Genomic DNA, 26,409 nt, shown 5'->3' with positions numbered 1-26,409 from the left:
GCTAGCGTTCATCCTGAGCCAGGATCAAACTCTCCATTGTATGTTTGTCTGACTCACTCAAAGTTAATTGACGCTTTAGTTTTTCCTTACTTTTTTGGTTGTTATTTGTATGTCAATGATCTCTTTTCTTTTCGCGTATCTCAGAAACTCTTTCTGTCGTTTTATTCCTGATTTGCGAGTGCAAAAGTATAAAATGTTTTCTAAGTGACCAAATGTTTTTGAAAGAACTTTTAAAACTTTTTTAAGTAAGCCTTAAACATCCTTTTCGCTATTTTCAATCCCTCTAATCTTCTACTTCGCTCCCCGCATAGATCTCTCTGATTGGGACTGCAAAAGTATAAACTATTTTTTAAATGACCAAATGTTTTGAAGGAAAATTTCTGAAACTTTTTACTGTCTCTATCCCTCTGCTATTCAATCTTTTCAATCTTCTACTCCGCTCCCGCCTCTCTCGATTTGGGATTGCAAAGATACCCACTTTCAGCCGTTTTCCAAATATTATCCGAAGTAATTTTAATCAAATACCCCAACTCGCTGATTGTGTGAAAGAAAAATTTCTAAAAGGCTTCTTCCTTCAATGAAGAGAAGGCATTATTTACCGGGCCCATTGCAGCGCAAATCCTTTTTGAAGTTTGTCCTCATGAAAGGAAAATATCAAAGAGACCGCATTGGAAAGAGGGTCCTAAGCTCCCAGCACAGCAGTTCCCCTCTTGCTGCAACATAAAAATCCCACTCTTTAAGAGTGGGATTGTATATAGATAAGAATTATGTTTAGAATTTCAGATTTCTGATTTTGCGGAAAAGGAAATATCCTATTAATATTCCGGCGGTGTCTGCGACCAGATCCAGCCCTTCGAGTGATCTGCCCAGTTTCATTTCGTCCTGCAAAATTTCTGTCAGAATCGAGTAAATGAGCATGATCTGTATATAATAGCTGAATTTTATTTTAGGCAAGGCAGCCATAAAACAAAACCCCAGCATAGTGAAGATGCTCAGATGCAAAACCTTATCAATTCCATTGAACATGAAGGGATACTCCATGTTTTCAACGCCCGGCCTGAGGAGCATAAAAGTAAGAAATGCCCAATAAATGGGCAAAATCTTAATAAATATTTTTGATATTTTATCCAAGAGATTCCTGGTATTGCTCTGCGGAAAGAAGTTCTGCCACTTCTGCATCTTCTCCGATCTCCAGTTTAATAATCCACCCTTTACCGTAAGGATCCGTATTGAGCAATTCCGGCTGGTCTTCCAGATCTGAATTAAATTCAGTCACTTTTCCCGTCAGCGGTAAGAAAAGATCAGAAACAGTTTTCACCGCTTCTACACTTCCGAAAACATCTCCTGATGCAAGTTCGTCATCTACAGAGTCCACATCCACAAAAACAATATCTCCCAATTCGCCCTGTGCGAAATCTGTAATGCCTATTGTAGCGATGTTTCCTTCAATCCTAACCCATTCGTGGTCCTTGGTGTACTTTAATTCAGACGGTGTGTTCATTTTTATAAATTTTAGTTTTTCAAAATTACTTAAAAATATCAGAACCTCAAATCTTTCAAAAGAATTTAATTAAAATCTTATGCCCGTGCAGCCACCAAAATCTTTACAGTATGCAAGTCAGAAAACATTCCTTATAAAAGTCAGCCTTTTTTAAAATCCTATACTCCTATATATAATAAAGCAAGGAAGTGTTTTTGCTTCTTTTAGTATCTTTGTTTTATCAAAAGCGCGGTCCGGAAACGGAGTTCCGTTTTATACCGTTTAATTACTCCTTAATATATTAAAGAATGAACCTCAACAATAAACTGGCGGCAGCTCACCAAACCTTTGAAGAATGGCGGAAAATTCCTTTTCCTCAAAAACAGAAACTTTTAATAAAATTAGCTGCCCTGTTGGAGAAGGATGCTGAAAAGTTCGGGAAAAACATTACCAGAGAAATGAACAAACCCATTTCTCAATCCATTGCCGAAATAAAAAAATGTGCTTTGATGGCGCGGTATTATGCAGAAGCTGAAAATATACTGAAACCCGAAAAAATAAAAACTGAATTCAGAGTTTCCGAAATTCATTACGTTCCCCTGGGAGTAATTTTGGGAGTGATGCCGTGGAATTTTCCGTTCTGGCAGGTTCTGCGTTTTGCTGTTCCCGCTATTCTGGCAGGAAATACAGTGGTCCTGAAACATGCGTCCATCTGTTTCGGAAGTGGGAAAATGATTGAAAAGGCATTTCTGGATGCCGGTTTCCCTAAAGGTGTTTTTCAGAATCTCGAAATCGGACACGCTGAAGTGAAATCAGTCCTTGAAAACCCGCTCATTAAAGGCGTGAGTCTGACAGGCAGCGAAAAAGCCGGAGCCGAAGTGGCTTCTATTGCCGGGAAAAATATTAAAAAATCCTTACTGGAACTCGGCGGAAGCGACGCGTTTATTGTTCTGGATGATGCCAATTTTCAAAAAGCTGCGGAAAGCGGTGCGAAAGCCCGGTTAGCCAATTGCGGGCAGGCCTGTAACGCAGGAAAGAGATTTATCATTCAGAAAAATATTGAAAAGGACTTCCTTCCGGTTTTCATCAAAGAATATCAGAAATTCGCGCCCGGAAATCCCATGAAAAAAGAAACCAATCTTAGCGGAATGGCGCGTCCTGATCTGGCAGATGAACTGGAAAAACAATATAAAAAAGCGGTAAAAAACGGCGCGGAAATTATTTTACCGCTTGAAAGAATTTCGGATACTCAGTTTAAACCGGGATTAATTAAAGTGAAAACCGGAAATCCCATTCTTCGGGAAGAACTTTTCGGTCCACTCGGAATGGTGATGATTGCAAAAAATGATGAAGACGCCCTGAAACTCGCCAACGATATTCCTTTTGGACTCGCCAATGCCGTATGGACCAAAAACAAAAAAAGACAGCAGTTCTTTATCGAAAATCTGGAATCCGGAACGGTAAGTCTTAATAAAGAAACAAGCTCTGATCCGCGGCTTCCCTTTGGCGGCGCAAAATCCTCAGGTTACGGCACGGAACTTTCGATGATTGCCTTAAAAGAATTCGTTACTGCAAAAACGGTGGTTGGAAATTAATTTCCTTTTCCAAAAATGAAGATAAGTTTTGGGTGGAGCAAGATTGTTATCAATAATTAGAGCGGGTTTTTGACCCGCTCTAATATTTAATGCTTCTTTATTTCGCAACTACTGTTCGGTTTCTTCGACTTCGTGTTTTAGCTGCGCTTTGTATAAAGTTGCGTAATAACCGTTTTTGTCCAGAAGTTCCAGATGTTTTCCTTCTTCCACAATTTTCCCATGCTCCATAACGATAATTTTATCGGCTTTTTCAATGGTTGAAAGCCGGTGAGCAATAATGATGGAGGTCCGGTTTTTCGTAATTTTCTCCGTTGCTCTCTGGATAAGTTTTTCACTTTCGTGATCGATGGAAGAAGTCGCTTCATCCAGGATCAGGATTTTCGGATCAGAAAGATAAGCTCTTAAGAATGACAGCAGCTGCCGTTGTCCTAAAGAAATAGAGGAACCTCTTTCCCGCACTACATAATCGTAACCGCCTGGAAGACTCATTATGAAATCATCCACTTCGATCTCTTTTGCAATACTTCTGATCTTTTCCAAAGTCACGGATTCATCTCCAAACGAAAGATTCTCAAAAATACTTCCGTGGAAAAGGAATACATCCTGCAAAACCACGCCAATATGACTTCTGAGATTATACAGTTCATAATCTTTAAGCGCGACATCATCCAACAGAATTTTACCTGAATTAATATCGTACAGCCGCGTAATTAAGCTGATAATCGTAGATTTTCCGGCGCCGGTTGCTCCGACAATCGCTACGGTCTCGCCCGGATTTACTTTAAAACTGATGCCCTGTAAAACTTCCTGTTTCTCATCGTAGGAAAATTTCACGTCTTTAAATTCAATTTTTCCGTCGAAATGATTCTTAACGACTGTGCCGTTATTGGGTAGCGAAAAATCTTCATCCATCACTCCCAACACTCTTTCGGCACCAACAATTCCGCGCTGGATATTATTAAATCTATCTGCGATTTGCCTCAGCGGACGGATCAGCATTGAGATATACTGAATGAACGCAATTACTACTCCAGCCGAAATGGTAATATAGCCGCCATAAAACAGAACAAATCCAATGAAGAGTGAAGAAATAAGTTCAACAACAGGAAAAAATAAGGAGAATATAAAAACCGTTCTCAGCAAAGCTGATTTTAAGGTAATATTAATGTCATCAAATTTCTGGAACTCCGCTTTCTGTCTGTTGAAAACCTGAATGATCGACATTCCCGAAAGCCTTTCCTGAACGAACGAATTCTGATTGGAAGTCCATGTTCTTTCATCATTGAACGCTTTTCTTAATCTTTTCTGAAAAAACCTTGTAATAACCACCATCAGAGGAAGAATTGCCAGAGAGATGTAACTTAAATGCACATCCACCTGAAACATCATGACAAGCACAAATACGATCCTCAAAATATCTCCGAAAACCATCAGAAATCCGTCAGTGTATACGGTTGCGATAGTTTCCACATCACCCACCGCTCTTGTTACCAGCTGCCCGATTGCGGTTTTATCAAAAAAAGAGGTCCGGAAATAAATGAGTTTATGGTACAGTTTTTCACGGATATCGCGGATGACATTCTGAGAAATATAATTGGAGAAATAAACGAGAAAAAAATTCAGAATGGTTTCCCCGAAAACCAAAGCCACCAGAATATAGATGTGTTTCATCATCGACGCTTTATCGCGCAGCTTGATGATATCGCTGTCTACGATCTGCATCGTGAGATACGGACGGTAGGTAGAAATTACCGATAAAAGAATTGAAATAATCAGGGTGACGATAAACCATGACCGGAATTTCATCCCGATGGTGAAGAGTCTCTTGATAATATCCCAGGTGCTTTGTTTCTTCATATTTTAATCCTCTTTCTTTCCGATTTCCTGAATTTCTATTGCTGGATTTTTCAGGCCTTCTTTCAGAAATCTGTTTTCTAAAAATTTATAAATTCCGTACACGGCAGCGATGGACAGTAACCAGCTGATAAAATTCACGCCGGAAAATCCTGTATAATTAATCTCATCGATCAGATCCGGGTCTGTTAGTGCAATATAGATTCCGTAAAACAAACCGAAAAGCAGCTGTGTTCCCAGATATACTCCGATCGCCAAAAGACCGTACTGCCATTTTATTTTCCCAAACTTTTCAGCCAGAGAAGCATAATATCTGTACGCTGCTATTAAAATAAAGATTCCTATCATATATTAGTTTTAAAAATTATATCCTACATCCACTAAAAACAGACCTTGCGCCGGCGCCGAAGTTCCTGCCGAGTTGCGGTCTTTTTTTTCAATGATTTTTCTTAATTCTTCAGGCTTGATTTTGCCGTTCCCAATTTCTACCATCGTTCCGACAACAGCACGAACCATATTTCTTAAAAAACGGTCTGCAGAAATGGTAAATTTCAGTTCAGCACCGTTCTGTTCCCAAAAGGCTTTGTAAATTTTACAGTTATTGGTTTTATTATCGGTATGAAGTTTGGCGAAACTCGTGAAATCTTCATATTCGAAAAGAATTTTACAGGCTTCGTTCATGAGATCGATATCCAGTTTCCGTCTCCACATCTGCCACGAAGAATCCTGAGCAAACGGGTTTTTCTCTGATGAAATATAATATTCATACGTCCGGTACGTGGCATTAAATCTCGCGTGGAAATCTTCTTTCACTTCAAAAATCCTTTTTACAGCAATATCAGGCGAAAGAAAACTGTTGAGTTTATAGACAAGATTGTGGTCGGGTGCTGATTCAGTATCAAAATGGGCAAACATTTTTTTTGCGTGAACGCCGGTATCGGTTCTTCCAGCGCCGGTGGTTTTGATTTCCTGCCGGAGCAGTGTTGAAAGCGCTTTTTCCAGTTCCTGCTGAACAGAAATTTCCCTGGGCTGTATCTGATAGCCGAAATAATTTTTGCCGTTATAGGAAAACTCTATGAAATATCTCATTGCTGCAAATTTCTAAAATTTAATCCGTAAAATTCAAGAAAATTCGAGTAATTTGCCTTCTATGAAAAAGATTCTGCTCCTCTCCGATTCTCATTCCTATATCGACGAAAGGATTCTGGAATACGCGAAGCAGGCCGACGAAATTTGGCACTGCGGAGATTTCGGAAATCCGGCTGTGATTGAGGAACTGGAAAAGATTACTACCTTACGCGGCGTTTACGGAAACATCGACGGGGAAAAAGTAAGAAAAATTTTCCCGGAAGTTTTGCGTTTTACGTGTGAAAGTGTAGAAGTTCTGATGATTCATATCGGAGGTTATCCCGGCAAATATTCGCCTTTGGCAAAAAAAGAAATTACAGAAAATCCGCCCAAACTTTTTATTTCCGGACATTCGCATATCCTGAAAGCGATGTACGATCAGAAAAACAGTTTGCTCCATCTGAATCCGGGAGCCTGCGGAAAAGAAGGCTGGCATAAAATGCGCACCATGATGCGGTTTGAAATTACCAATGATAAAATTGAAAATCTGGAGGTGATTGAATTAGGAAAGCGGTAACAGATTGCTCACAAAATTCTTAACTTAGAGCATAAATTCTAAGCTATGAGAAAAAAACTGCACGAGATGCCTCTTTACAAAAAAGCGGAAGAGATTTCTCAAACTGTGGAAACAATCTGCGGTTTAATTCCGGAAGACAACGATTATCTGCAGCATACCAAAACTCATCTTCTCGAAAACACTTTGGTTATTCAGGCAAAAATTTCAGGTGCTGAAGCGGTAAACCTCTGGGACATCAAAATGGAAAATGCCGCGATCATCAGGAAATGCGCCAGAGAACTCATGATAAGCTATCACAGTTTAACCGCCTTTGGTTTTGATGAAGCCGATTATTATTTAATTGTGAGAAGACAGATTGAAGAATTCCGTCTGCTGTTCCGGGAATGGGTAGCCGGCTTTAATCCAAAACATTTCATCGTGGATGAGTGGGGACTTTTTAATCCGCCCGGTATTCCGCAGGATTATGTGCAGCGTGACGACGAACTTGATTTTCTGGATGAAGATGACGACGAAATCGATTTTGGTTATAACGGTGAAGAATAATTCTTACTTTTTCTTCTGCAAACCGTCGTAAATGCTGTGAATCAATCCATCCGCAACGGAAATTTTAGGAACAAATATTTTACTGATATCGCCCCAGTTCATCACATTATTGAATATTTCCAAAGCCGGAACCAGCACATCAGCACGGTCTTCACGCAGCCCGAATTTGCTCATTCTTTCCGCCACCGTAAGTTCGTTCATCTCCTTGTAATATTTTTTCAGGTAAGCGGTAGACATAGGTTTGCCGTCCTTTGTTTTACTCATTGAAAATACTTTGTTGATGTTTCCGCCGGATCCGATGGCCACTACAGGTTTTTTACTGTTGATATTCTTACGGATTTCCTCTTTCATTTCCTTCCATTGGTCATCCGTCACGAGACCATTCATCAGACGGATCGTGCCGATGTTGAAAGAATTTTCATAACTCATCTTGCCGTTTTCGTAGAAAGTAAGCTCTGTAGAACCGCCGCCCACATCGATATAGAGATAGGCAAAGTCTTTGTCAAGACCTTCTGCAACGTGGTTTTCGTAAATTAAAGTCGCTTCTTCATCGCCGGAAATTATTTCAATATCAATACCGGAAGTGTTTTTAACTTCCCGAATGATCTCTGCACCGTTTTTGGCATCACGCATCGCACTGGTGGCGCATGCGCGGTAATGTTCCACCTTATAAATTTTCATCAGATCGCTGAAAATTTTCATTGAATCGAGGACCATCTTTTCCCGCTCGGGACCTATTTCACCGTTGCTGAAAACATCCATTCCGAGACGCAGCGGAATCCGTAGAAGATTTAGCTTCATGAATTCGGGCTTCCCTTTCTTGTGTTCCGAAACCTCGTTGATTAAAAGCCTGGCGGCATTACTTCCGATATCTATTGCTGCAATTCTCATGATCGTTGAGTTGAAATTAAAAAAAATAACTTCCGCGTCTGCCTTAGTTTTCAAATTTTTGCTCAGCAGGCAGACGGCAGTTAAAAACGGCAAAATCAGCTTAACGTGCGGTCATCAGATTGAAGTTTTTTGACAGCTCCGCTAAATATATTCTTAAAGATAAGAAGAATCAAACGAAAACGGCAGCAGATCGCGGATCGATTTGGTCTTGAAAATTTCGCCGTCCAAAGAGGCAAAATAAATCTCAATCCCGTCTTTCTGCTTCGCTTCATATTCCAGAATCGACTGACGGCAGGCGCCGCACGGTGGAATCGGAGTTGAAGAAACGGCGTCTTTAGGTGCACCGATCACGAAGAGCTTCTTTATTTTCACATCCGGAAAATTGGCAGCTGTCCAGAAAATGGTAGTTCTTTCGGCGCACAGGCCTGAAGGATAAGCGGCATTTTCCTGATTGCTTCCGGTAATGATCTCGCCATTCTCTAATAAAACAGCACAGCCGACATGAAAGTGCGAATATGCTGCATATGCGTTCTCACGGATTTTTTTCGCAGCATCGAAAAGTTTTTTTTCGGTATCATCAAGACTTTCGTAATTGGTGATCGCTTCAAAAGTAATTTTAAATTCTTTTTCCATTAAAAAAAATTGGGGAGTAAAGATAACTCTTATTTTTCAATTCCCGGCGGGCAAATTTAAAATGCTCACACTTCGCATATAATATCAGCTACTCTGTATGTTAAGTAAATTTTAACAGTCTGAAATTTTTGTTTGGTTTAGAAATTGGACTCATCTGTGGCACCTACTTTTAATACTCCGCAGGAATAAAAACTTTTATTCCGGTCTTCAGACGGAGCTCCTACAGCTGCAATCACTAACATTAAATATTAAATAAAAATGGAAACCAAAAAAAAATCATCCCCGAAAGCAGAGAAGCAACAGACGGCGAATGGGCTGAGAGACCTTTTTACCGATGGCCTCAAAGACATCTATTACGCTGAAAATGCATTGGTAAAGGCTTTGCCCGAAATGCATGATCAGGCAAGCAATACCAAACTTAAAACCGCCATCAAAGATCATCTTGCCCAGACCAAAATGCAGGTAGTGAGACTCGAGGAAGCTTTTGGCCACCTCGGCATGAAAGCAGAGGCAAAAAAATGCCTCGCCATCGAAGGAATTCTCGCTGAGGGAAGAGAAACCGTGGGAAATGCGGCTGAAGGCCCGGTTCGTGACGCGGCTATTATCGGCAGTTCACAAAAAGTAGAGCATTATGAGATGGCTGCTTACGGCACCTTAGCCGCACACGCTAAGATCTTAAACGAAAAAGAAGTGCTAGACTTACTGCTGCGCACTTTAGGCGAAGAAAAGAAATCTGACAGCGTCCTTACAGTCATTGCGGATACTGAACTGAACTCTCAGGCCGCGGCCGGAAAACATAAGTCTAAAGACTTTAAAGCAGTATAAAAATAACTTAATAACCTAAACATTATGAAAGTAAACGAACAGGAGCCTTTCGATAACGGGGCCAATCCAAAGATAGAGCAGCTTGGTAAATACAAAAACGATGATCACGGAGAAATGATGACGACCAATCAGGGGATCAAGATCAATGATGATCAGAACTCCCTGAAAGCGGGTGACCGCGGACCGTCTCTACTCGAAGATTTCATTTTCCGCGAAAAAATGACCCACTTTGACCATGAAAGAATTCCGGAAAGGATCGTTCATGCGAGAGGATCCGGCGCACACGGCGTGTTCCAACTCTACCAACCGATGGGAAAATATACCAAAGCCAAATTCCTCAATGACACGTCCATTAAAACACCTGTATTTGTACGGTTCTCAACCGTGGCGGGCAGCAGAGGTTCTACAGATTTACCGAGAGACATCCGTGGTTTCGCCGTAAAATTTTATACTCAGGAAGGCAATTATGATTTGGTCGGGAATAACACCCCTGTATTTTTCATTCAGGATGCCATGAAATTTCCGGATCTCGTTCATGCGGTAAAGCCTGAACCGGATAACGAAATTCCGCAGGCAGCTTCCGCACACGACACATTCTGGGATTTCATTTCTTTAATGCCCGAAGCCATGCACAATATCATGTGGCTTATGAGTGATAGGGCGATTCCAAGAACGCTTCGTGCGATGGAAGGTTTTGGAATTCATACCTTTAGATTTATTAATGATGAGGGCCAGTCGCATTTCGTCAAATTCCACTGGAAACCGCTGCAGGGCGTTTTAGGTCTTGCATGGGACGAAGCTCAGAGACTTGCCGGAAAAGATACCGATTTCCACCGCCGCGACCTTTGGGATGCTATTGAAAAGGGAATGTATCCGGAATGGGAACTCGGCGTGCAGATCATTCCTCAGGAAGATGAGCATAAATTCCCTTTCGACCTGCTGGATCCTACCAAAATGATTCCGGAGGAAATGGTTCCTGTGGAAATTATCGGGAAGATGACTTTAAACCGAAATCCCGACAATTTCTTCGCAGAAACCGAGCAGGTGGCTTTCCATCCGGGGCATGTTGTTCCCGGCATCGATTTCACCAATGACCCGCTTTTACAGGGAAGATTATTCTCTTATACCGACACTCAACTTTCAAGGCTTGGCGGACCGAACTTCCATGAAATTCCAATTAACAGAGCGATCCCGGATGTAACCAATAACCAGCGCGACGGTATTCACCGCATGCAGATTCCGAAAGGAAAAGTTTCTTATCACCCGAATTCCATGGCTCAGGGATGTCCGTTTCAGGCGATGATCAAAGAAGGCGGATTTGCATCCTTTGAAGAACGCATCGATTCTTCCAAAATCAGAAAAAGAAGCAAAAGTTTCTTCGACCATTTCAGCCAGCCTGCCCTTTTCTATAACAGCATGACGCTGCATGAAAAACGGCACATCCAGAATGCGTTCTCTTTTGAACTGGGAAAAGTTCAGCGGGTGCCGATCAGGCAGAGAATGGTGAATATGCTTCTTGAAGTGGATGAGGATCTTGCAAACCAGGTGGCTCATCATTTGGGACTTGTTCCTGAAAGGTTGCCTCAGCCGATTACCGGAAGTATTCCTGCCGACGGAAATCCGGCCGACCATCACTCTTTAAAAGTGGAACTTCCGATCAGCGAAGCACCGTCCGTAAGCATGGCAAATAAACTCCCGACCAATATTAAAGCGCGGAGAATTGCAATCCTTACTGCTGACGGAGTGAACGATGAGGCCTTCACCAGAGTTAAAAAAGAACTGTGCGAAATGGATGCCTTAGTACAGATTATTGCTCCGAGACATGGTTTTGTTACCACTCAGTCAGGCGACCAATATCCGGTAGATGACAGTTTACTGACGGCTGCTTCGGTAATGTTTGACGCGGTTTATATTCCGGGCGGCGACAGTGTAAACACCCTGATGGAACATGCAGGCGCGCTTCACTTCATCGCAGAAGCCTACAAGCACTGTAAACCTTTCGGCACTGACGATAACGGCGCGGAACTTTTAGAAAAAGCAGTCCGCGGCCTTACCCTTCCCGCAGACGGAATTGTAACTGACGGAGATCTTAAGCTCTTTGCCGGCTCTATCATCCTGCACCGGTTCTGGGATCGCGAAATGAATCCTTTGCCTGCATAAAAGATTTGTTATATTATAATGAGAGGTTTCTTTAGAGAAGCCTCTTTTTAATTTGTCTATATCGATGATTGCAAATCAATGGATGCTTGTGACACGTGAACTGAAGCTGATTCCTTAACTTTGACCTGTTTTAAAAAATTTAATACAATATGCTTTACAGTCCAATACAATTTAGAAATCTACAATTGAAAAACCGCTGGGTAATGTCTCCCATGTGTATGTACTCCTCCGAAAACGGCGTTGCCAATGATTTTCACCTGCTTCATTACGGAAGCCGTGCCCAGGGCGGCACAGGTTTAATCATCGTGGAAGCAACCGGCGTAGTGCCTGAAGGCCGAATTACCAACAAATGCATGGGCATCTGGAATGATGAACAGGCCGAACCGCTTTCAAAAATCGCGAAAATTGTGCATGAAAATTCTGACAGCAAAATCGGGATTCAGCTTGCGCATGCCGGAAGAAAGGCCTCTACCTGGAACGGAAAACAGATTTCTTTAGAAGAAGGCTGGGAAACCGTAGCTCCTTCCCCAATTCCTTATGAAGAAAGTGAAAGAATTCCCCATGAATTAACGGTGGAAGAAATTAAGGATTTAGTACAGCATTTTAAAGAAGCTGCAGCCAGAGCAATAAATGCCGGGTTTGATTTAATTGAGATCCATGCCGCACACGGTTACTTAATCCATCAGTTTCTTTCCCCTTTATCCAATACCAGAACCGATGAATATGGGGGAAGTTTTGAAAACAGAATCCGGTTTTTACTGGAAATTATTGAAGCGGTAAACGACGTTCTTGATGAAAATCACCCGTTATTCGTAAGAATTTCAGGAACTGAATATGCGACAAACGGCTGGAACATTAAAGACAGTGTAGAATTAGCCAGGATTTTAAAGGAAAAAAGTGTCGACCTCATCGATGTTTCCAGCGGTGGAAATATTCATGGCGTAAAGATTTCCCTGTTTGACGGCTATCAGGTTCCATTAGCGGAAGCTGTTAAAAAAGATGCAGAAATTGCCACCGGCGCTGTAGGAATGATAAAAACAGCAAAACAAGCAGAGGAAATTCTACAGAATCAGCAGGCCGACTTGATTTTTGTCGCCCGCGAAATTCTAAGAAATCCTTACCTTCCGATTCGGGGTTCTTTTAAAAATAAAGACAATTGCTTTTTCCCTCACCAGTACGACAGGGCAAGACCGTAAGTGCACCTCCATAAAAAAGCCAACTCTAAAAGTTGGCTTTTATTTTTTTATGAATACTCAAATTTTCTGATGACCTCAAGCGTCCTGTCGATTTCCTTTTCCTTAATGGCATCGGAAATAAACCATGTTTCGTAACCGCTTGGCGGAAGGTAAATTCCGTTGGCAAGCAGCTGATGGAAGAAATTATTGAACAGCGCGTGATTGGCCTGCGCAGCTTCATCAAAATTGGAAACTGCATTCACATGGAAAAACACACTCATCATGGAGCCTTTTCGGTTAATCCGGTGCGGGATATTTTTGGCATTTAAAATTTTTCCGATTTCAAAATCAAGTGTTTCTGCCGTTTTATTGATGTTCTGATAGAAATTTTCATCTTTTCTGATCAGTTCCAGCGTTTTCAAACCCGCTCTCATGGCGAGTGGATTTCCGCTTAAAGTTCCGGCCTGATATACTGCGCCTTTCGGAGCAAGGTGATCCATAATTTCATTTCGTCCGGCAAAAGCTCCTACGGGAAGTCCTCCGCCGATTACTTTTCCGTAAGTGACCAAATCTGCTTTCACGTTATAAACTTCCTGTGCACCGCCAAAACCTAGACGGAAACCGGTCATCACTTCATCAAAAATCAGCAAAGCACCGTTTTCGTCACAGAGTTTTCTTAAATTCTGGAGGAAATTGTTTTCAGGCAGAACGCAGCCCATGTTTCCGGCAACAGGTTCTACAATGATCGCGGCAATTTCGCCCGGATTGTGTCTGAAGAGATCTTCCACCTGTTCAATATCATTATATCTCGCCAACAAAGTGTCTTTTGCTGTTCCGGCGGTAACTCCCGGAGAATTCGGATTTCCGAAAGTGGCAGCACCGCTTCCGGCTTTAATTAAAAAGGAATCGGAATGACCGTGATAACAGCCTTCGAATTTGATAAATTTATCTCTTCCGGTAAAACCTCTCGCCAAACGGATGGCGCTCATACACGCCTCAGTTCCTGAAGAAACCATACGGATCTGATCGATATTCGGAACGTTTTCTACAATTAATTTCGCAATTTCAGTTTCCAGTTCTGAAGGTGTTCCGTAGGAAAACCCGTTTTCGGCCTGCTGCTTAATCGCTTCCAGAACCTCCGGATGGGTGTGTCCCAAAATCGCCGGTCCCCATGAATTGATGTAATCGATATATACATTATCGTCCACATCCGTCATATAGGCGCCTTTGGCAGATTTCATAAAAACCGGAACGCCCCCAACAGATTTGAATGCGCGGACAGGAGAATTTACTCCGCCCGGAATATATTGGTATGCTTCATCGAATAAAGCAGAACTTCTTTGATATAACATTTTTGAATTTTTTTTGAATTTTTCGTGAATCTAACTCCGCGGTTTCCTTTCCTGAAGATAGATCAGCTGTCCTGCTTTAGGCTGTTCACCGAAAGACATCCGGTTTTTAGAATACAGCTTGCTCAGTTTGATTCCGAATTTTTGCGAAACGTCGTGCATCGACTCTCCCACTTCAGCTTTGTAAGTCGCAACATTTCCGGCAGACGCCTTGGATTCCAGGAAAAGCACGTCATTTTTTCTCAGCTGTCCGCCATCCAGTTCGTTCCATTTCATCAGTCTGCTCTCAGAAACCCCGAATTTTTTCGAGATGGAAGTCAGGTCGGTATCCTCCGGAATAATGACAAATTTTCTGTCGCCGTTGGGATGGTTTTTCACCAGAATCGTATTCAGTATTTCAGATTTGCTCTTAATCCTGTCATCCTGTTTCTGCTGTTTTGCAAAAATTGCCGGCTGATGGGTGTTGCCTGACGTAAACGGTTTCGGGCTTGCTTTGCTCTGATCCACCTGTGCCATAAAGATCCTGTCGTCCTGTAATCCCGGATACAGTTTCAGTACGGTGTAAAGCACTTCTTTAGAGCTCGAATTATCGAATTCGTACAGTCTGTACTTTTCTATTTTATCAATTAGGATGTATGCGTAACGCGGATTTGTAGCATATCCGGCTTTTTTAAGACCATGCGCCCAGCCTTTATAATCTTTCATATCAAGATTGAAAAGATTGACGTAGAATTTTCTGTATGCTAAAAATTTGGAGTGATCTTCGTAGGATTCACGGGGATCGTCATACACACGGAAACATTCGTTGGGAGCGTCATCGCTGTGTTTCATCGTCTTCCCGGTCCAGTCTTCTTTACATTTAATGCCGAAATGATTTTTGCCTTCCTGCGCGAGACGGCTTTGTCCGCCTCCTGTTTCCAGAAGCCCCTGCGCTAAGGTGATTGACGCCGGGATTTTGTATTTTTCCATCTCTTCCACTGCATAGGAAGCAAATTTCTGGATGTACTGATCATCGTTTTTCCAGCCCTGTGCATGGAATTTCGATAAAATGAGTAGCGTAAGGGTAAAAAATATTTTCTTCATACACTGTTTGTTCGTTCAACTTTTTATTACATTGATCAACGGCCTGTGCTGTTTTTTCAGCATTCCGTTGGCTCCGTCAATTCCCTGCAGCCCTCCGGTGTGGAAAGCCAAAATACTGGAGTTTTCCGGAAAAAAATCTTCTTCAATCAGTTCAAAAATCTTCTTCATCATTTTTCCGGTGTACACCGGCTCCAGCTGAATTCCGGATTTTGCGGAAAAATTATTGATAAAACGGATATTTCCGTCACTTATTTTGCCGTACCCTCCTTCATGTGCGCCGATGAGTTCAAAATTCTTTTTTCCTGAAAGACTTAAAACACTGTCATTCAGAGAATCATCATTTACCGCTGTAAAACCCAAAACCTTCTGATGATCTTCTGCAAATTTCGACAGGCCGGCAACGGTTCCTCCGGTTCCGACTGCGGTGCAAAGATAATCAAAACTTTTTGTTCCGTCATTCAGCATGTGCTGAACGCCTTCCACAGCAGATTTGTTGGTTCCTCCTTCGGGAATAATTAAAGCGTCGGGTAATTCTTTTTCAAGGATTTGGGTTAAAAATTCCTTGTTTCTGTATTCTGCTCTGGTCACAAAGCGGAAATCCATCCCGTTTTCCTGCGCGAATGTAAGGGTCGGATTTTCCCGCCATTTATATTGGAGTTCCTCACCGCGGATAATGCCCAGCGTTTTTATTCCCAAATCCCTTCCCAGAGCAGAAACCGCAGCGATGTGGTTGGAAAAAGCACCGCCAAAAGTGATGATGAAAGGCTTTTCAGGATTCTGTTCCAGATAATGACCGATGTTATAAAAGAGTTTCCAGTATTTATTTCCGGATATTTCAGGATGGATCAGATCTTCTCTTTTCATAAACAGCCTGATGTTCTTCTCCAAAGGAATCTGAATGATGGGAATTGAAATACCGGGAATTTTCATGGTGCAAATTTCGGGAAAGTTTTTGAGATCTGCTTAGATGTTGGGTGCAGGATGATGGATGTGGGATGGCTTTCACTGTTTTTTTGAAACTGCATTTTCTATGATTACCTTGTTGCGCCCCGGATTGAACGGCCTGTCTGAGCTCTCGCGGTGACGCCAGGAGCCGGGAAGCGAGTAGTGAAAGCCGGAAAAGGCGCCCAAATATTAAAGAGCAATATACTTCCGGAAACTCCAGAATTTTCTTGTTTCGAGATAATTAAAATCATTTTCCATGGCATACGCTTCACGTTCGAAGGAAATGGAGCGGTACGCTGAAAACGAATCCTTCAGCCTGAAATACCAGTAATAATACTCGGTCACATACCACAGATAAAAGAAAACAATCAGCAGTTCACGCTGCTGACGCAGGTGAATTTTTTCGTGATTGATCAGTACCCTGTCCTGCTGCGACTCCGTTTTCCTAAGGATGATAAAAGGGAAAAGCGTGATCGCTGAAATTTTTGTATTTTTGAGGAGTGACTGGCAGACGATAATCATTCAACAAAGATAAAATTTTCAGCCATTTTGATTTAACCCATGAGCGAAAATACCATCAAAGAAAATGAGGACTTTTATTATAACGGACAGGGTTATAAGGTTTTTACAGAGAAATTCCACCTGAAACGCGGCTATTGCTGCAAAAGTGGCTGTAAACACTGCCCCTATGGCTATGATAAAAAAACCGACCGTTTTATAAAACCGATTAAAAAAATTTAATAATTAATTACGATGAAATCAACCATCAGCGAATGCCGCAAAATAAATTTTAAAGCAATGAGCAAAAAATATGCTTTTCTTCTTTTGGCTGCTGCAACATTAGGATTTACTTCCTGCAGTCCGTTTCAGGTGAAATCTGATTACGCGGAAACCGCAAATTTCAACACGTACAGAACATACAAACTGAGAATCGACGATCTTAAACTGAATGACATCGATAAAGACCGCGTACTGAACGAAGTTTCAAAACAATTGCAGACGAAAGGTTTAAATGTTTCTGAAACTCCGGATCTGATTGTCAACGTGAAAGCGAACCACAAAAAGGTTCAGGATGTGCAGAGTTCAAGACCTTACGGCATGTACGGCTGGGGCGGGCCTTTCGGTTGGGGCGTTGGAATGAACAGAACCTGGACTTCCAATTACAACCAGGGCGCTTTGATTATTGATCTGATCGACTCAAAAACCCAGAAACTGGTTTGGCAGGGAACCGGCAGCGGAATTTCGGTAGATTCTCCAAAGTCAAAACAGAAACAGATCCCGGAAATTGTTGCAGAAATAATGGCCAACTATCCGCCGCAGAAAGGGAAATAAATTTACATCTATAAAAAAAACCTCTTAAAAGCGGTTTTTTTTGTGTCGTAACGGTAGGTTTTCAACCTAATGTGAAACTTTGGGCCTTTGTGGTTCAGATTCTAACCACAAAGCCACAAAGCAGGCTATTCTTAAACTGTGTAAAAGAACATAAAGAGATTCGCTACACTGAATTTTGAATCATATTTTAGCGTAGAGTTGCTATATTTCTTGATTTAAAGCGAAAGGATATTAAGCTTAAACGAGAAACTTTGGGCCTTTGCGGTTCAGATTCCAACCACAAAGCCACAAAGCAGGCTATTCTTAAGCTGTGTAAAAGAACATAAAGAGATTCGCTACATGACATCAAAAGGACACTGAATTTTGAATCATATTTTAGCGTAGAGTTACTATATTTTCTTGATGTACTTTAAAACGACAGGTTATTAAGCTAAAACAAGAAACTTTGTGACTTTGTGGTTGTGTAAATTCCAACCACAAACTCACAACGCAGGCTGTCAAAAAATTAATAAAAAGAGCATAAAGAGGGTCACTACAATGACATTAAACGAACACGTAGTTTGAATTATCGTATTTTTATCGCAGAGCTACCGTATTTTCTTGATGTACTTTAAAGCGACAGGTTATTAAGCTTAAACAAGAAACTTTGTGATTTTGTGGTTGTAAATTGCAACCACAAAGTCACAAAGCAGGCTGTTCAAAAAATTAATAAAAAGAGCATAAAGAGGGTCACTACAATGACATTAAACGAACACGTAGTTTGAATTATCGTATTTTTAACGCAGAGCTACTGTATTTTCTTGATGTACTTTAAAGCGGCAAGGTTATTAAGCTTAAAAGAGAAACTTTGTGACTTTGTGGTTTAGATTTCGAAAAAAGGATCGCGCCCTTTGTGGAGCGCGATTCTTTTTTTTCTAATGCATGGTATTTAACACTGTGATTCCCCAAAGAGGAAAAAGCGACTTCACTCATTTACTCTCCCAAAACTTCGACAATCGGGTTTCCGATATTTCCGCTTGGGAACTGAATATGCAGAAGCGCTGAGAGCGTGGGCGCAATATCGGTCATGTTATACTCCCTGTTGCTTTCCCCATTTTTAATTCCCCAGCCCATAAAAATTAACGGAATATGCGAATCGTAGGAATTCCAGGCACCATGGGTAGTCCCCAACTTGGAATATGCAGGCAGCCAGGAATCATGATAAATCACCTGAATATCGCCTGATCTTTGCCAATTGTATCCATTAACAATGCGGGTTTTCAGAGGTTCGGGAACAGAAGATGAACCCGCTTTTTTCATATCCACTGCGAACAAAACAGACTTGTCTTTATTTAAAATATCAAGAAGTGCCTGTTTCACCTGTTCGGAATCCAGTTTATTGTCAGCGATCACTTTATCATCCAGATACACCTGATTATTGGTCACTTTGGCAATTAAATTATCCACGTTAAACCTGTCTTTCAGCATTTTATTAAACTCTTTGTTATCCTCTCCATAAAATCCGGCCGGCATCTGGTGTTCCTGCATAAAACCCACAGAATGCGCACCCCCGTGATCTGCAGAAAGAAAAACCGTATATTGATTTTTGCCGATATTCTGATCCAGATATTTAAAAAACGCTGCCAAATCCCGGTCTAATCTTAAATAAACGTCTTCCACTTCAATGGAATTGGGTCCGAATTTATGACCTGCATAATCGGTAGAAGCTAAATTAATAGCCAGAAAATCGGTCACTACACCGGAACCTAGACTTTCTCCTTTGATGGCCGCTTCTGCGATTTTCAGGGTAAGCGTATTTCCAAAGGGCGTCGAACGGATATTGTCTTTTTTGGCATTATAATCAGCGGCCAAATTGCTGTAAGGAAATGTCGGTGTTTTTGCACTGCCCAAAAGTCCTTCCCATGGCGAATTATCCGGAGAACTTTCTGTGTACTCGCTGATGGGAAGCAAAGTATTCCAACCGTTTTTCACCAATTCGTCCGGTATTTTCTGTGCATTAAAATCATTCACCCATTTTGGCAAAGCCTGCATATAATAAGAACTCGTCACAAAATTTCCTGTAGAATCATCAAACCAATACGCTCCGGTTGGGTTATGTCCTGCGGGAAGAATGGAGGCTCTGTCTTTTAAAGAAACGCCCACCACTTTTGCCTGGAAATTCGTCGCCAGTCTCAGCTGATCGGTCACGGTAGTTGCCCACAAATTTTTCGGTGAATGGCTTCCCACTTTAGCATCTGCGGTTCCAACCGGCTTTACACTTTCATCCGTTGTACAGTAGACATTTTTTCCTGTGGTTTTATCAAACCAGTCATTCCCGGCAATTCCGTGAATGGCAGGAACTGAGCCGGTATAAATGGTGGTATGCCCTACTGCGGTATAAGTCGGAATATAATTAATATGAACATTGTTCAGCGAATATCCCTGATTCAAAAGGCGTTTAAAGCCATCACTTCCATATTTTTCATAATAGCGGTACAAAAAATCCCACCGCATCTGATCGACCACCAAACCCACTACGAGTTTTGGTCTTTCGGGTTGGGACGATTTATTTTTTTGCGCGTTCAGGCTGAACAGCGACAGAAAAACGAAACATAAAATCTGAATTTTTCTTGACATGGTTTTTTACTTTTTATGAAATACAAAGATAAGAGGTTTGGTTGGGATTGAGGTTAAGTAATGGTTAAAGTTGGAGGTTTTAAGGCGAGTGGCTGCGGGTACCTCAGCCACCGGGTAAATTTGATTTTATGCGGTTTTTTGACTACATAGTGTTACCGGTTCAGGGAGCAATTATTTAATCTCTGTTTTTAATAAGAATATAGCCTGTCTGCTTGTAGGTTTGTTTGTTTTGGGGTTCTTCCCAGGTAATAAAATACCAGTAAGCGTCCGTTGCTAATGTTTTTGAGTTGTATTTTCCTTCCCAGATATAACTTTCACCAGAGGACCGGAACAAAATTTTATTTTGCCTGTCGAAAATAACAAGGGAGAATTTAGCTTTGTTTTTCATTTCATTAAAGTCCAGATAGTCATTAAACCCGTCACCGTTTGGAGAAATGAAATTGGGAAAATGCGTGATCATGAAATCCTGTGACGCTATCGTGCATTTGTCGGATGAAAGCACGTAAGCCGTATTTAACCCAAACGGCAGGTTTCTAAATGTATTAGAATTTTGATACGGTGTGATACCGTTCGAATTTTCTATAGCATATTCATAAGGCGGAAGTCCTCCTGTTGCATTTATTGTTGCTGTTTTTCCGTCAATCTGTATGGTAATCGCTGGCGGTGTATAAGTTTTCAGATAGATCTCGGTAATGCGGAAACAACCTGAAGAATCTGAGGTTTTAACATATACTACTGTAGAAACTTTACCCCGATAATTACTGATATCTGCCATGTTAATTTCTTTTGTCAGAGCGCTGTCTTCATAATACTGAAACTTAACAATAGACGGATCACTGTTTGCTGTTTCAAATTCCTTTAAATTATAAATTCCAAAATTATCGTTGTCAACACAGGAGAAGAGATCGATGCTCCGGGTTGCCATTTGCTTTAAAAAAACAGTTACTTTTATTTCTTCGGAATCGGGGAAAGTTTCCGTACCTTCAAAATAATAAGTGAAGGTAACCTGATCAAGCCTTGTGTTATTCGGTTCATAATATACCTTACCGTCTTTATCAACATAAGCCTTTCCTTCTGCCGGCTGAGCAGTAATTTTTGTTTTGGATGGGTTAACCGGTTTAGAGGGAGGGGTAGAAAATTCAGGCGTGATTGGCGGAGCCAGATTTTCACAAAAACTTAATGTGAATTCTTTTGGAGGCCCGGTTACCGTACATTTGTCATACAGGAAAACTTCGGTATCAATTGCCGGAGGACAGAATTGTTTGCTTACTCTGCATTTATAGTATCCATATTGCCCCTTTGGATCCAGCCGGTTGGTAACCTCCGGGAGTTTAGTCCAGTTAATTAAATCAGCCGAGTAATACCATTCATAACTGTCGAAATTATCCTGCACTTCCAGGTATTTAAAATTATCGCAACCGCCAATTCTTGAAATGAAAGGATCGACGCTGAACCCTGCGAAATAACCGCCATACCCAACAAGCGGATTGCCTGCGGCCAGACCTACGGTAACAGATTTTTTGTTATCGGTAGAAACGGTAATATCACCTTTGGCATCCGGAAGGGAATAGACTTCCCAATCCAATGTTCCCGGCACAGGAAAAGGCCCCAACAGACCGTCCTGCTTATTGTTTACAAACACATTTGCATTCTTCTGCGTTATAATATTTAGTTTTACGAAATTGTCCATGTAACTACCCCCATTCATATTAAGATTCTCATCCACTGCGGAGATCTCATCAATCTTACTTGGAAGGAGACAGGATAAGGGTGGAATAATGTTCATGGCACCTGTACTGCGGTCATTATCTGGGTTTCCTGCTAATATTTGATAGACGTAGCTGGGTTTTGATGTTTTGATATATAAGGTGTAGATGTTTTCGGCAGTATTGGCTGCCTGGTAAGAACCGTTTTCCAGAAATTGAAAACTTCCCGCTTTTGGCAAGATGAAGTCGGGCGTTCCGGAAGAGTTGTTGTTAAGAAAGACAGCGGTATTATCTTCTGCAGCAACGATAAGTGTTTTTTCCATTGTGGATTCAGCCATATCTCCATTGCCGCTCATTACAATATATTCGGTCCCAATTTTTTCTACGGGAATAACCTGATCCATAAAGATATCGGTAAAATAATCGCGTCCTAAATTAACACCCCCTAAAAAGTTTCCGCTTGTAACACTTACAGGTTTATCACTCTCTATTTTTGCGCCTATCAAACCGTTATATTTAAAATTGTCCCTATTGACATTATCAACTTCAAATAGGTATGACTCCCCTTTGTTTAGCCGAACCGTTCTTTTAACTGCATTGGGTGTACTGTCGTTAGTGAAGATCAGGGTAGATTCATAATTTGATAACGTCACCGTAGTATTGTCTTCTGTAGCTATAATACCTGCGATATAATTACTGAAGATGACTTTTACCCTGTTCATCCCCAGATAGAAGGTTTTTCCAAGAGCAGACCGGCCTTTTGATGTTATAAGCTCTGCATCTTCATTCATTGAGAATCTATAATTTGCAAAAAAATTACCGTCACCAATAAGGTGTAACCCTTTCTTTAAGACTTTCATTTTTTCTTTGTTGTCCTCAACGATCATCTGTTCTCTCGGCATGTCATAAAAGAAACCCGGAGCTCCTTTCTTTACGGTAGTACTTCCGACTAAAATGTTTCCGCTGTATATCTTGATAGTAACAGGGGTGAGACTTGCCGTTGAAAGATATAAACGCTGGATACCGGTACCGTCTGCAGGAGTATTACTGCCCATCGGTGCAAACCAATGTTCCGAATCCGACTGAGAAAAGCAGAGAAAGGGTAAAAGAAACAATAGTAATAATATTGCGGAGGGTTTTGTCATTAAATAAAATTTGCAATAAATTTATAACAAAATGACAAAACATTTACGATATTGTTTACAATGACAGAACAAAAGAAGCTATTTCTTTTTTTTCAACATGATTTTACAAGTTTTGTGCAAAAAGGTTTATCTACCAACTAAGTTTAAAACGCAAATTAAAAGATAGATGTTTAATTTTATGTTCAACAAGCAGATTAAAAGAAACCAGTAACGAGAATAATCTTTTGAGTGATCCTAATTCAAATCTACAGCACCACATTAGGAATTGCTTTCCAAAATTATTATCTTCGTCATGTGACACAGCGCAACATCTTTAATAACGATGCAATTACATTTGTGAATTACTCCGATTTAGAGTCTTACAAAAAACAAGACCATAGCATCTCTATAGCACGTCTACAACCAGTCTACTGTTTTTATAGTTAAGTCATTGATCTGCTGTACATCTTTATGCGCGTATCCTATCTCAGGAGTAAAAGAATCCGTACCTTTAGGTTTAACAAAACACGGATATTATGGCAAGAATTACCAAAAACGGATTGCTCAGCGGAATATTGGGAGAGCTGGTGTTCGTTAACAGCGACTCTCCGCATGTGCGTACCCGACCTTCGCAACCTCAACAGACCGAGAAAACGAAAGCTGCAGCGAAGGCGTTCGGTTACGCCAGTGCGCAGGATAAGCTGCTCCGAGGGGCATTAGAGCGTCAGCTGTCGCTGATCACCGACCCCAAATATGCATCGCGACACCGCGCCAGATTACGCAAGGCACTGGCTCCCATCCACCAAAACCCTATGAATTTCAGCCTCAGTCTGCCGGAAGCACTGGTGGGTTTTGATTTTAATGTCCTGTGTCTGTGGGAAAAAACCACCGCTTTTTATCCGGAATTCAGCGTGAGTGAAGGCAAGGTGCTGGAATGTGCTATTCCGGTGCTCAAGGCGGGGCGTGAAATTGTGCTTCCCCAGGACGCCCACAGCGCTGAGTTGAGGCTGGATGCTTTTACAGTAAATCCTTTGGGCCGCAACATGACGCTTGATCTGCTCGGCAGCCACCATGCGGAAATCTCCGTCTTTTCAGCAACCTCGCCAGCCGTCTGGACATGTGAAATTCCTCATGAGCCTGCGTGGCTGGTGGTGACAGGCACTCTCCTGCTCAAATCGGCGACTCCAAACTGCACCGCTGCGCTTCGTGGGAGCTCGACTTATCTCTTTGCGAGGAAGGTGTGAGGGCGGGTGTACCTGAGTGCTAAAAAAGTTTGGCTCAAAGAATGAGAAACAGAGCAACCTTAGGTTTTGTCTGTGGGAACAACACAACTTATTGATGAACCTGCATAAGGTCAGATCTGCTTTAATTTGCTATTAGTTTCCGGTACAACCGGGTTCAATTGCCCTCTTCGCTACAAAATGCTGCCAATCTCTTTTATTTTTCGGGTTTTTTGGGATACAGCATTTCCCGATATCTTTTGGGATACAACACAACATAAATCGGGAAACCCAATACATCAACACCGTTAAGATTTGCTTCCAAAAAATTATTTATCTTCGTGACACGACACAACCTGTATGTTGAATTATATCATACATTATATGTTGAGATTTGCTTTCAAAAATTATTATCTTCGTGACACGACACAACTTTTCCGTCAAGATTTCCCGCGTTCATTTGGTTGAGATTTGCTTTCAAAAATTATTATCTTCGTGACACGACACAACACAGGAAAAGTTGCGAAAATAGGATTTCAGGTTGAGATTTGCTTTCAAAAATTATTATCTTCGTGACACGACACAACTATCAACATAATTATTCAGCGTGAGAAAGGGTTGAGATTTGCTTTCAAAAATTATTATCTTCGTGACACGACACAACAGCGACATTGACCATTCACGAAGACGGGAAGTTGAGATTTGCTTTCAAAAATTATTATCTTCGTGACACGACACAACTATAAGAAAAACGGAACAAGTGACAATTTTGTTGAGATTTGCTTTCAAAAATTATTATCTTCGTGACACGACACAACCATAGGAAGAACACGGGCTTTCCCGTCCAAGTTGAGATTTGCTTTCAAAAATTATTATCTTCGTGACACGACACAACCCCTCCGTAATAACTCACAGCTATACCTGTGTTGAGATTTGCTTTCAAAAATTATTATCTTCGTGACACGACACAACTTGTTTAGGTTGTTTTAAAGTGGTAATGTAGTTGAGATTTGCTTTCAAAAATTATTATCTTCGTGACACGACACAACATTAACAGAAACCGCAATTAAACAAATAGGGTTGAGATTTGCTTTCAAAAATTATTATCTTCGTGACACGACACAACAACAGACGCTTCCGCAATGCAGATCATCGAGTTGAGATTTGCTTTCAAAAATTATTATCTTCGTGACACGACACAACTTTATTCCTGCATCATAAATTATGGCACATGTTGAGATTTGCTTTCAAAAATTATTATCTTCGTGACACGACACAACACAAATGAGTATAATGTCACGCCTATTATAGTTGAGATTTGCTTTCAAAAATTATTATCTTCGTGACACGACACAACCGAATGGTCGATATTGTGCTTTACTTTATTGTTGAGATTTGCTTTCAAAAATTATTATCTTCGTGACACGACACAACACCTTTTTGAAAGAAAAACAAATGCAGATAGTTGAGATTTGCTTTCAAAAATTATTATCTTCGTGACACGACACAACAATATTCTCTATTTGGAATCGTTCTAAATAGTTGAGATTTGCTTTCAAAAATTATTATCTTCGTGACACGACACAACAACAACTGGAAAGTAGTGCGCACGAAGGTAGTTGAGATTTGCTTTCAAAAATTATTATCTTCGTGACACGACACAACGAAAATAAAATCTTTCGGACGACCACCAAGTTGAGATTTGCTTTCAAAAATTATTATCTTCGTGACACGACACAACAAAGAGCTCACAGATGAGATAGCCCTGACTGTTGAGATTTGCTTTCAAAAATTATTATCTTCGTGACACGACACAACCAATGAAAACACCTGGAAAAACGAAACAGAGTTGAGATTTGCTTTCAAAAATTATTATCTTCGTGACACGACACAACTGAATGCTTGGAAAACTGTATTCCATATCCGTTGAGATTTGCTTTCAAAAATTATTATCTTCGTGACACGACACAACGAATACATAAAAACACGTTTTGCACTTACCGTTGAGATTTGCTTTCAAAAATTATTATCTTCGTGACACGACACAACTTTGGCGTAAGAATACACGGTCGGCGTTGTGTTGAGATTTGCTTTCAAAAATTATTATTATAGTTCCCCCGGAAAATCGGACAGTAAGTTTAGTTGAAAAAAAACAATTAAATTTACAATATGTCACAGCGAAGAAAATTCAATTCAGGATTCAAATTTAAAGTAGTAGTTGAAGCATTAAGCG

At 41.0% G+C, this 26,409-nt stretch carries 22 protein-coding genes and 1 CRISPR repeat array; of the genes, 9 read left to right on the top strand and 13 right to left on the bottom strand.

Translation table 11 applies throughout. The features are described 5' to 3' along the window. Window positions 1–771 precede the first annotated feature (771 nt). Entirely contained in the window at window positions 772–1,179 is a 408-nt protein-coding gene (locus KSK37_RS13695) for a VanZ family protein (protein ID WP_217202082.1), read from the bottom strand. Next, window positions 1,124–1,501 (bottom strand): glycine cleavage system protein GcvH, encoded by a 378-nt coding sequence (gene gcvH / locus KSK37_RS13690; protein ID WP_217202081.1) that lies wholly within the window; start codon window positions 1,499–1,501, stop codon window positions 1,124–1,126. Before gcvH ends, KSK37_RS13695 begins: the two co-directional genes overlap by 56 nt. Window positions 1,502–1,788: 287 nt before the next feature. Between gcvH and KSK37_RS13685 the strand changes: the two genes are divergently transcribed. After that, window positions 1,789–3,075 (top strand): aldehyde dehydrogenase family protein, encoded by a 1,287-nt coding sequence (locus KSK37_RS13685; protein WP_217202080.1) that lies wholly within the window; start codon window positions 1,789–1,791, stop codon window positions 3,073–3,075. A 108-nt stretch (window positions 3,076–3,183) separates the two neighbouring features. Here KSK37_RS13685 and KSK37_RS13680 read toward each other — a convergent pair whose 3' ends face one another. The 3 genes from KSK37_RS13680 to truA are packed head-to-tail and all read right to left on the bottom strand — an operon-like array spanning window position 3,184 to window position 6,018. Further along, window positions 3,184–4,932, bottom strand: coding sequence for an ABC transporter ATP-binding protein (locus tag KSK37_RS13680; RefSeq protein ID WP_217202079.1), 1,749 nt, complete (start codon window positions 4,930–4,932; stop codon window positions 3,184–3,186). A gap of 3 nt (window positions 4,933–4,935) precedes the next feature. Next, window positions 4,936–5,277, bottom strand: coding sequence for a hypothetical protein (locus tag KSK37_RS13675; protein ID WP_088358539.1), 342 nt, complete (start codon window positions 5,275–5,277; stop codon window positions 4,936–4,938). Window positions 5,278–5,286: 9 nt separating this feature from the next. Beyond that, a complete protein-coding gene (gene truA, locus KSK37_RS13670; protein ID WP_217202078.1) occupies window positions 5,287–6,018 on the bottom strand; it encodes a tRNA pseudouridine(38-40) synthase TruA in 732 nt (243 codons plus the stop codon). 61 nt (window positions 6,019–6,079) lie between these two features. Between truA and KSK37_RS13665 the strand changes: the two genes are divergently transcribed. Next, window positions 6,080–6,574, top strand: coding sequence for a metallophosphoesterase family protein (locus KSK37_RS13665; RefSeq protein ID WP_217202077.1), 495 nt, complete (start codon window positions 6,080–6,082; stop codon window positions 6,572–6,574). 45 nt (window positions 6,575–6,619) lie between these two features. Further along, window positions 6,620–7,117, top strand: coding sequence for a hypothetical protein (locus tag KSK37_RS13660; protein WP_088358542.1), 498 nt, complete (start codon window positions 6,620–6,622; stop codon window positions 7,115–7,117). 3 nt (window positions 7,118–7,120) lie between these two features. On the opposite strand, the gene KSK37_RS13655 is transcribed toward KSK37_RS13660, so the two are convergent. Continuing rightward, complete coding sequence (locus KSK37_RS13655; protein WP_217202083.1) at window positions 7,121–8,008, bottom strand: Ppx/GppA phosphatase family protein; 888 nt, start codon at window positions 8,006–8,008, stop codon at window positions 7,121–7,123. A gap of 153 nt (window positions 8,009–8,161) precedes the next feature. Further along, window positions 8,162–8,641 (bottom strand): cytidine deaminase, encoded by a 480-nt coding sequence (gene cdd / locus KSK37_RS13650; protein ID WP_088358544.1) that lies wholly within the window; start codon window positions 8,639–8,641, stop codon window positions 8,162–8,164. A gap of 258 nt (window positions 8,642–8,899) precedes the next feature. Here cdd and KSK37_RS13645 point away from each other — a divergent pair, with 258 nt between their 5' ends. From KSK37_RS13645 to namA, 3 genes are all read left to right on the top strand, one after another. Then, window positions 8,900–9,466 (top strand): YciE/YciF ferroxidase family protein, encoded by a 567-nt coding sequence (locus KSK37_RS13645; protein WP_088358545.1) that lies wholly within the window; start codon window positions 8,900–8,902, stop codon window positions 9,464–9,466. 24 nt (window positions 9,467–9,490) lie between these two features. Continuing rightward, the gene (locus KSK37_RS13640) at window positions 9,491–11,626 is read left to right on the top strand and encodes a catalase (RefSeq protein ID WP_217202076.1); all 2,136 of its coding nucleotides are present in this window, start codon (window positions 9,491–9,493) and stop codon (window positions 11,624–11,626) included. A 149-nt stretch (window positions 11,627–11,775) separates the two neighbouring features. Then, window positions 11,776–12,822: an NADPH dehydrogenase NamA gene (gene namA, locus KSK37_RS13635; RefSeq protein WP_217202075.1), complete on the top strand. Its 1,047-nt coding sequence runs from the start codon at window positions 11,776–11,778 to the stop codon at window positions 12,820–12,822. A 47-nt stretch (window positions 12,823–12,869) separates the two neighbouring features. On the opposite strand, the gene hemL is transcribed toward namA, so the two are convergent. The 4 genes from hemL to KSK37_RS13615 all read right to left on the bottom strand — a co-directional run bounded on the left by hemL (window position 12,870) and on the right by KSK37_RS13615 (window position 16,700). Beyond that, window positions 12,870–14,153 (bottom strand): glutamate-1-semialdehyde 2,1-aminomutase, encoded by a 1,284-nt coding sequence (gene hemL, locus KSK37_RS13630; protein WP_217202074.1) that lies wholly within the window; start codon window positions 14,151–14,153, stop codon window positions 12,870–12,872. Window positions 14,154–14,183: 30 nt separating this feature from the next. Then, entirely contained in the window at window positions 14,184–15,233 is a 1,050-nt protein-coding gene (locus KSK37_RS13625) for a glucosaminidase domain-containing protein (RefSeq protein WP_217202073.1), read from the bottom strand. 15 nt (window positions 15,234–15,248) lie between these two features. After that, window positions 15,249–16,163 (bottom strand): 1-aminocyclopropane-1-carboxylate deaminase/D-cysteine desulfhydrase, encoded by a 915-nt coding sequence (locus KSK37_RS13620; RefSeq protein ID WP_217202072.1) that lies wholly within the window; start codon window positions 16,161–16,163, stop codon window positions 15,249–15,251. Between the two features lie 204 nt (window positions 16,164–16,367). Continuing rightward, window positions 16,368–16,700: a hypothetical protein gene (locus KSK37_RS13615; RefSeq protein ID WP_217202071.1), complete on the bottom strand. Its 333-nt coding sequence runs from the start codon at window positions 16,698–16,700 to the stop codon at window positions 16,368–16,370. A gap of 39 nt (window positions 16,701–16,739) precedes the next feature. On the opposite strand from KSK37_RS13615, the gene KSK37_RS13610 reads away from it, so the two are divergent. Together KSK37_RS13610 and KSK37_RS13605 are read left to right on the top strand one after the other, a co-directional pair. Beyond that, on the top strand, window positions 16,740–16,919 hold the full coding sequence (locus KSK37_RS13610; RefSeq protein ID WP_217202070.1) for a C1orf53 family protein: 180 nt from the start codon (window positions 16,740–16,742) through the stop codon (window positions 16,917–16,919). Window positions 16,920–16,976: 57 nt separating this feature from the next. Continuing rightward, complete coding sequence (locus tag KSK37_RS13605) at window positions 16,977–17,510, top strand: DUF4136 domain-containing protein (RefSeq protein WP_217202069.1); 534 nt, start codon at window positions 16,977–16,979, stop codon at window positions 17,508–17,510. A gap of 972 nt (window positions 17,511–18,482) precedes the next feature. Here the strand turns inward: KSK37_RS13605 and pafA are convergent. Then, window positions 18,483–20,126 (bottom strand): alkaline phosphatase PafA, encoded by a 1,644-nt coding sequence (gene pafA, locus KSK37_RS13600; RefSeq protein WP_217202068.1) that lies wholly within the window; start codon window positions 20,124–20,126, stop codon window positions 18,483–18,485. 175 nt (window positions 20,127–20,301) lie between these two features. Then, entirely contained in the window at window positions 20,302–22,977 is a 2,676-nt protein-coding gene (locus KSK37_RS13595) for a T9SS type B sorting domain-containing protein (protein ID WP_217202067.1), read from the bottom strand. Window positions 22,978–23,492: 515 nt separating this feature from the next. Here KSK37_RS13595 and KSK37_RS13590 point away from each other — a divergent pair. Beyond that, window positions 23,493–24,200 (top strand): hypothetical protein, encoded by a 708-nt coding sequence (locus KSK37_RS13590; RefSeq protein ID WP_217202066.1) that lies wholly within the window; start codon window positions 23,493–23,495, stop codon window positions 24,198–24,200. A 362-nt stretch (window positions 24,201–24,562) separates the two neighbouring features. Further along, window positions 24,563–26,225: direct repeats of the CRISPR family, unit length 47 nt; unit sequence GTTGAGATTTGCTTTCAAAAATTATTATCTTCGTGACACGACACAAC. Window positions 26,226–26,409: the final 184 nt, after the last annotated feature.

It is taken from the genome of Kaistella soli (assembly GCF_019038595.1).
Classification (GTDB): Bacteria; Bacteroidota; Bacteroidia; order Flavobacteriales; family Weeksellaceae; genus Kaistella; species Kaistella soli.
The sequence above is the reverse complement of the archived record's forward strand: the minus strand, read 5'-3'. Positions and strand labels throughout refer to the sequence as shown.

Excerpts from the sequence above, each read along its gene's own strand:
- KSK37_RS13605 (WP_217202069.1), top strand. The coding sequence starts at position 16,977 with ATGAGCAAAAAATATGCTTTTCTTCTTTTGGCTGCTGCAACATTAGGA.
- KSK37_RS13640 (WP_217202076.1), top strand. The coding sequence starts at position 9,491 with ATGAAAGTAAACGAACAGGAGCCTTTCGATAACGGGGCCAATCCAAAG.
- KSK37_RS13655 (WP_217202083.1), bottom strand. The coding sequence starts at position 8,008 with ATGAGAATTGCAGCAATAGATATCGGAAGTAATGCCGCCAGGCTTTTA.
- KSK37_RS13680 (WP_217202079.1), bottom strand. The coding sequence starts at position 4,932 with ATGAAGAAACAAAGCACCTGGGATATTATCAAGAGACTCTTCACCATC.
- KSK37_RS13685 (WP_217202080.1), top strand. The coding sequence starts at position 1,789 with ATGAACCTCAACAATAAACTGGCGGCAGCTCACCAAACCTTTGAAGAA.
- cdd (WP_088358544.1), bottom strand. The coding sequence starts at position 8,641 with ATGGAAAAAGAATTTAAAATTACTTTTGAAGCGATCACCAATTACGAA.
- gcvH (WP_217202081.1), bottom strand. The coding sequence starts at position 1,501 with ATGAACACACCGTCTGAATTAAAGTACACCAAGGACCACGAATGGGTT.
- KSK37_RS13695 (WP_217202082.1), bottom strand. The coding sequence starts at position 1,179 with ATGCAGAAGTGGCAGAACTTCTTTCCGCAGAGCAATACCAGGAATCTC.
- hemL (WP_217202074.1), bottom strand. The coding sequence starts at position 14,153 with ATGTTATATCAAAGAAGTTCTGCTTTATTCGATGAAGCATACCAATAT.
- KSK37_RS13620 (WP_217202072.1), bottom strand. The coding sequence starts at position 16,163 with ATGAAAATTCCCGGTATTTCAATTCCCATCATTCAGATTCCTTTGGAG.
- truA (WP_217202078.1), bottom strand. The coding sequence starts at position 6,018 with ATGAGATATTTCATAGAGTTTTCCTATAACGGCAAAAATTATTTCGGC.
- KSK37_RS13660 (WP_088358542.1), top strand. The coding sequence starts at position 6,620 with ATGAGAAAAAAACTGCACGAGATGCCTCTTTACAAAAAAGCGGAAGAG.
- pafA (WP_217202068.1), bottom strand. The coding sequence starts at position 20,126 with ATGTCAAGAAAAATTCAGATTTTATGTTTCGTTTTTCTGTCGCTGTTC.
- KSK37_RS13610 (WP_217202070.1), top strand. The coding sequence starts at position 16,740 with ATGAGCGAAAATACCATCAAAGAAAATGAGGACTTTTATTATAACGGA.
- KSK37_RS13615 (WP_217202071.1), bottom strand. The coding sequence starts at position 16,700 with ATGATTATCGTCTGCCAGTCACTCCTCAAAAATACAAAAATTTCAGCG.
- namA (WP_217202075.1), top strand. The coding sequence starts at position 11,776 with ATGCTTTACAGTCCAATACAATTTAGAAATCTACAATTGAAAAACCGC.
- KSK37_RS13590 (WP_217202066.1), top strand. The coding sequence starts at position 23,493 with ATGGCAAGAATTACCAAAAACGGATTGCTCAGCGGAATATTGGGAGAG.
- KSK37_RS13675 (WP_088358539.1), bottom strand. The coding sequence starts at position 5,277 with ATGATAGGAATCTTTATTTTAATAGCAGCGTACAGATATTATGCTTCT.
- KSK37_RS13665 (WP_217202077.1), top strand. The coding sequence starts at position 6,080 with ATGAAAAAGATTCTGCTCCTCTCCGATTCTCATTCCTATATCGACGAA.
- KSK37_RS13625 (WP_217202073.1), bottom strand. The coding sequence starts at position 15,233 with ATGAAGAAAATATTTTTTACCCTTACGCTACTCATTTTATCGAAATTC.
- KSK37_RS13645 (WP_088358545.1), top strand. The coding sequence starts at position 8,900 with ATGGAAACCAAAAAAAAATCATCCCCGAAAGCAGAGAAGCAACAGACG.
- KSK37_RS13595 (WP_217202067.1), bottom strand. The coding sequence starts at position 22,977 with ATGACAAAACCCTCCGCAATATTATTACTATTGTTTCTTTTACCCTTT.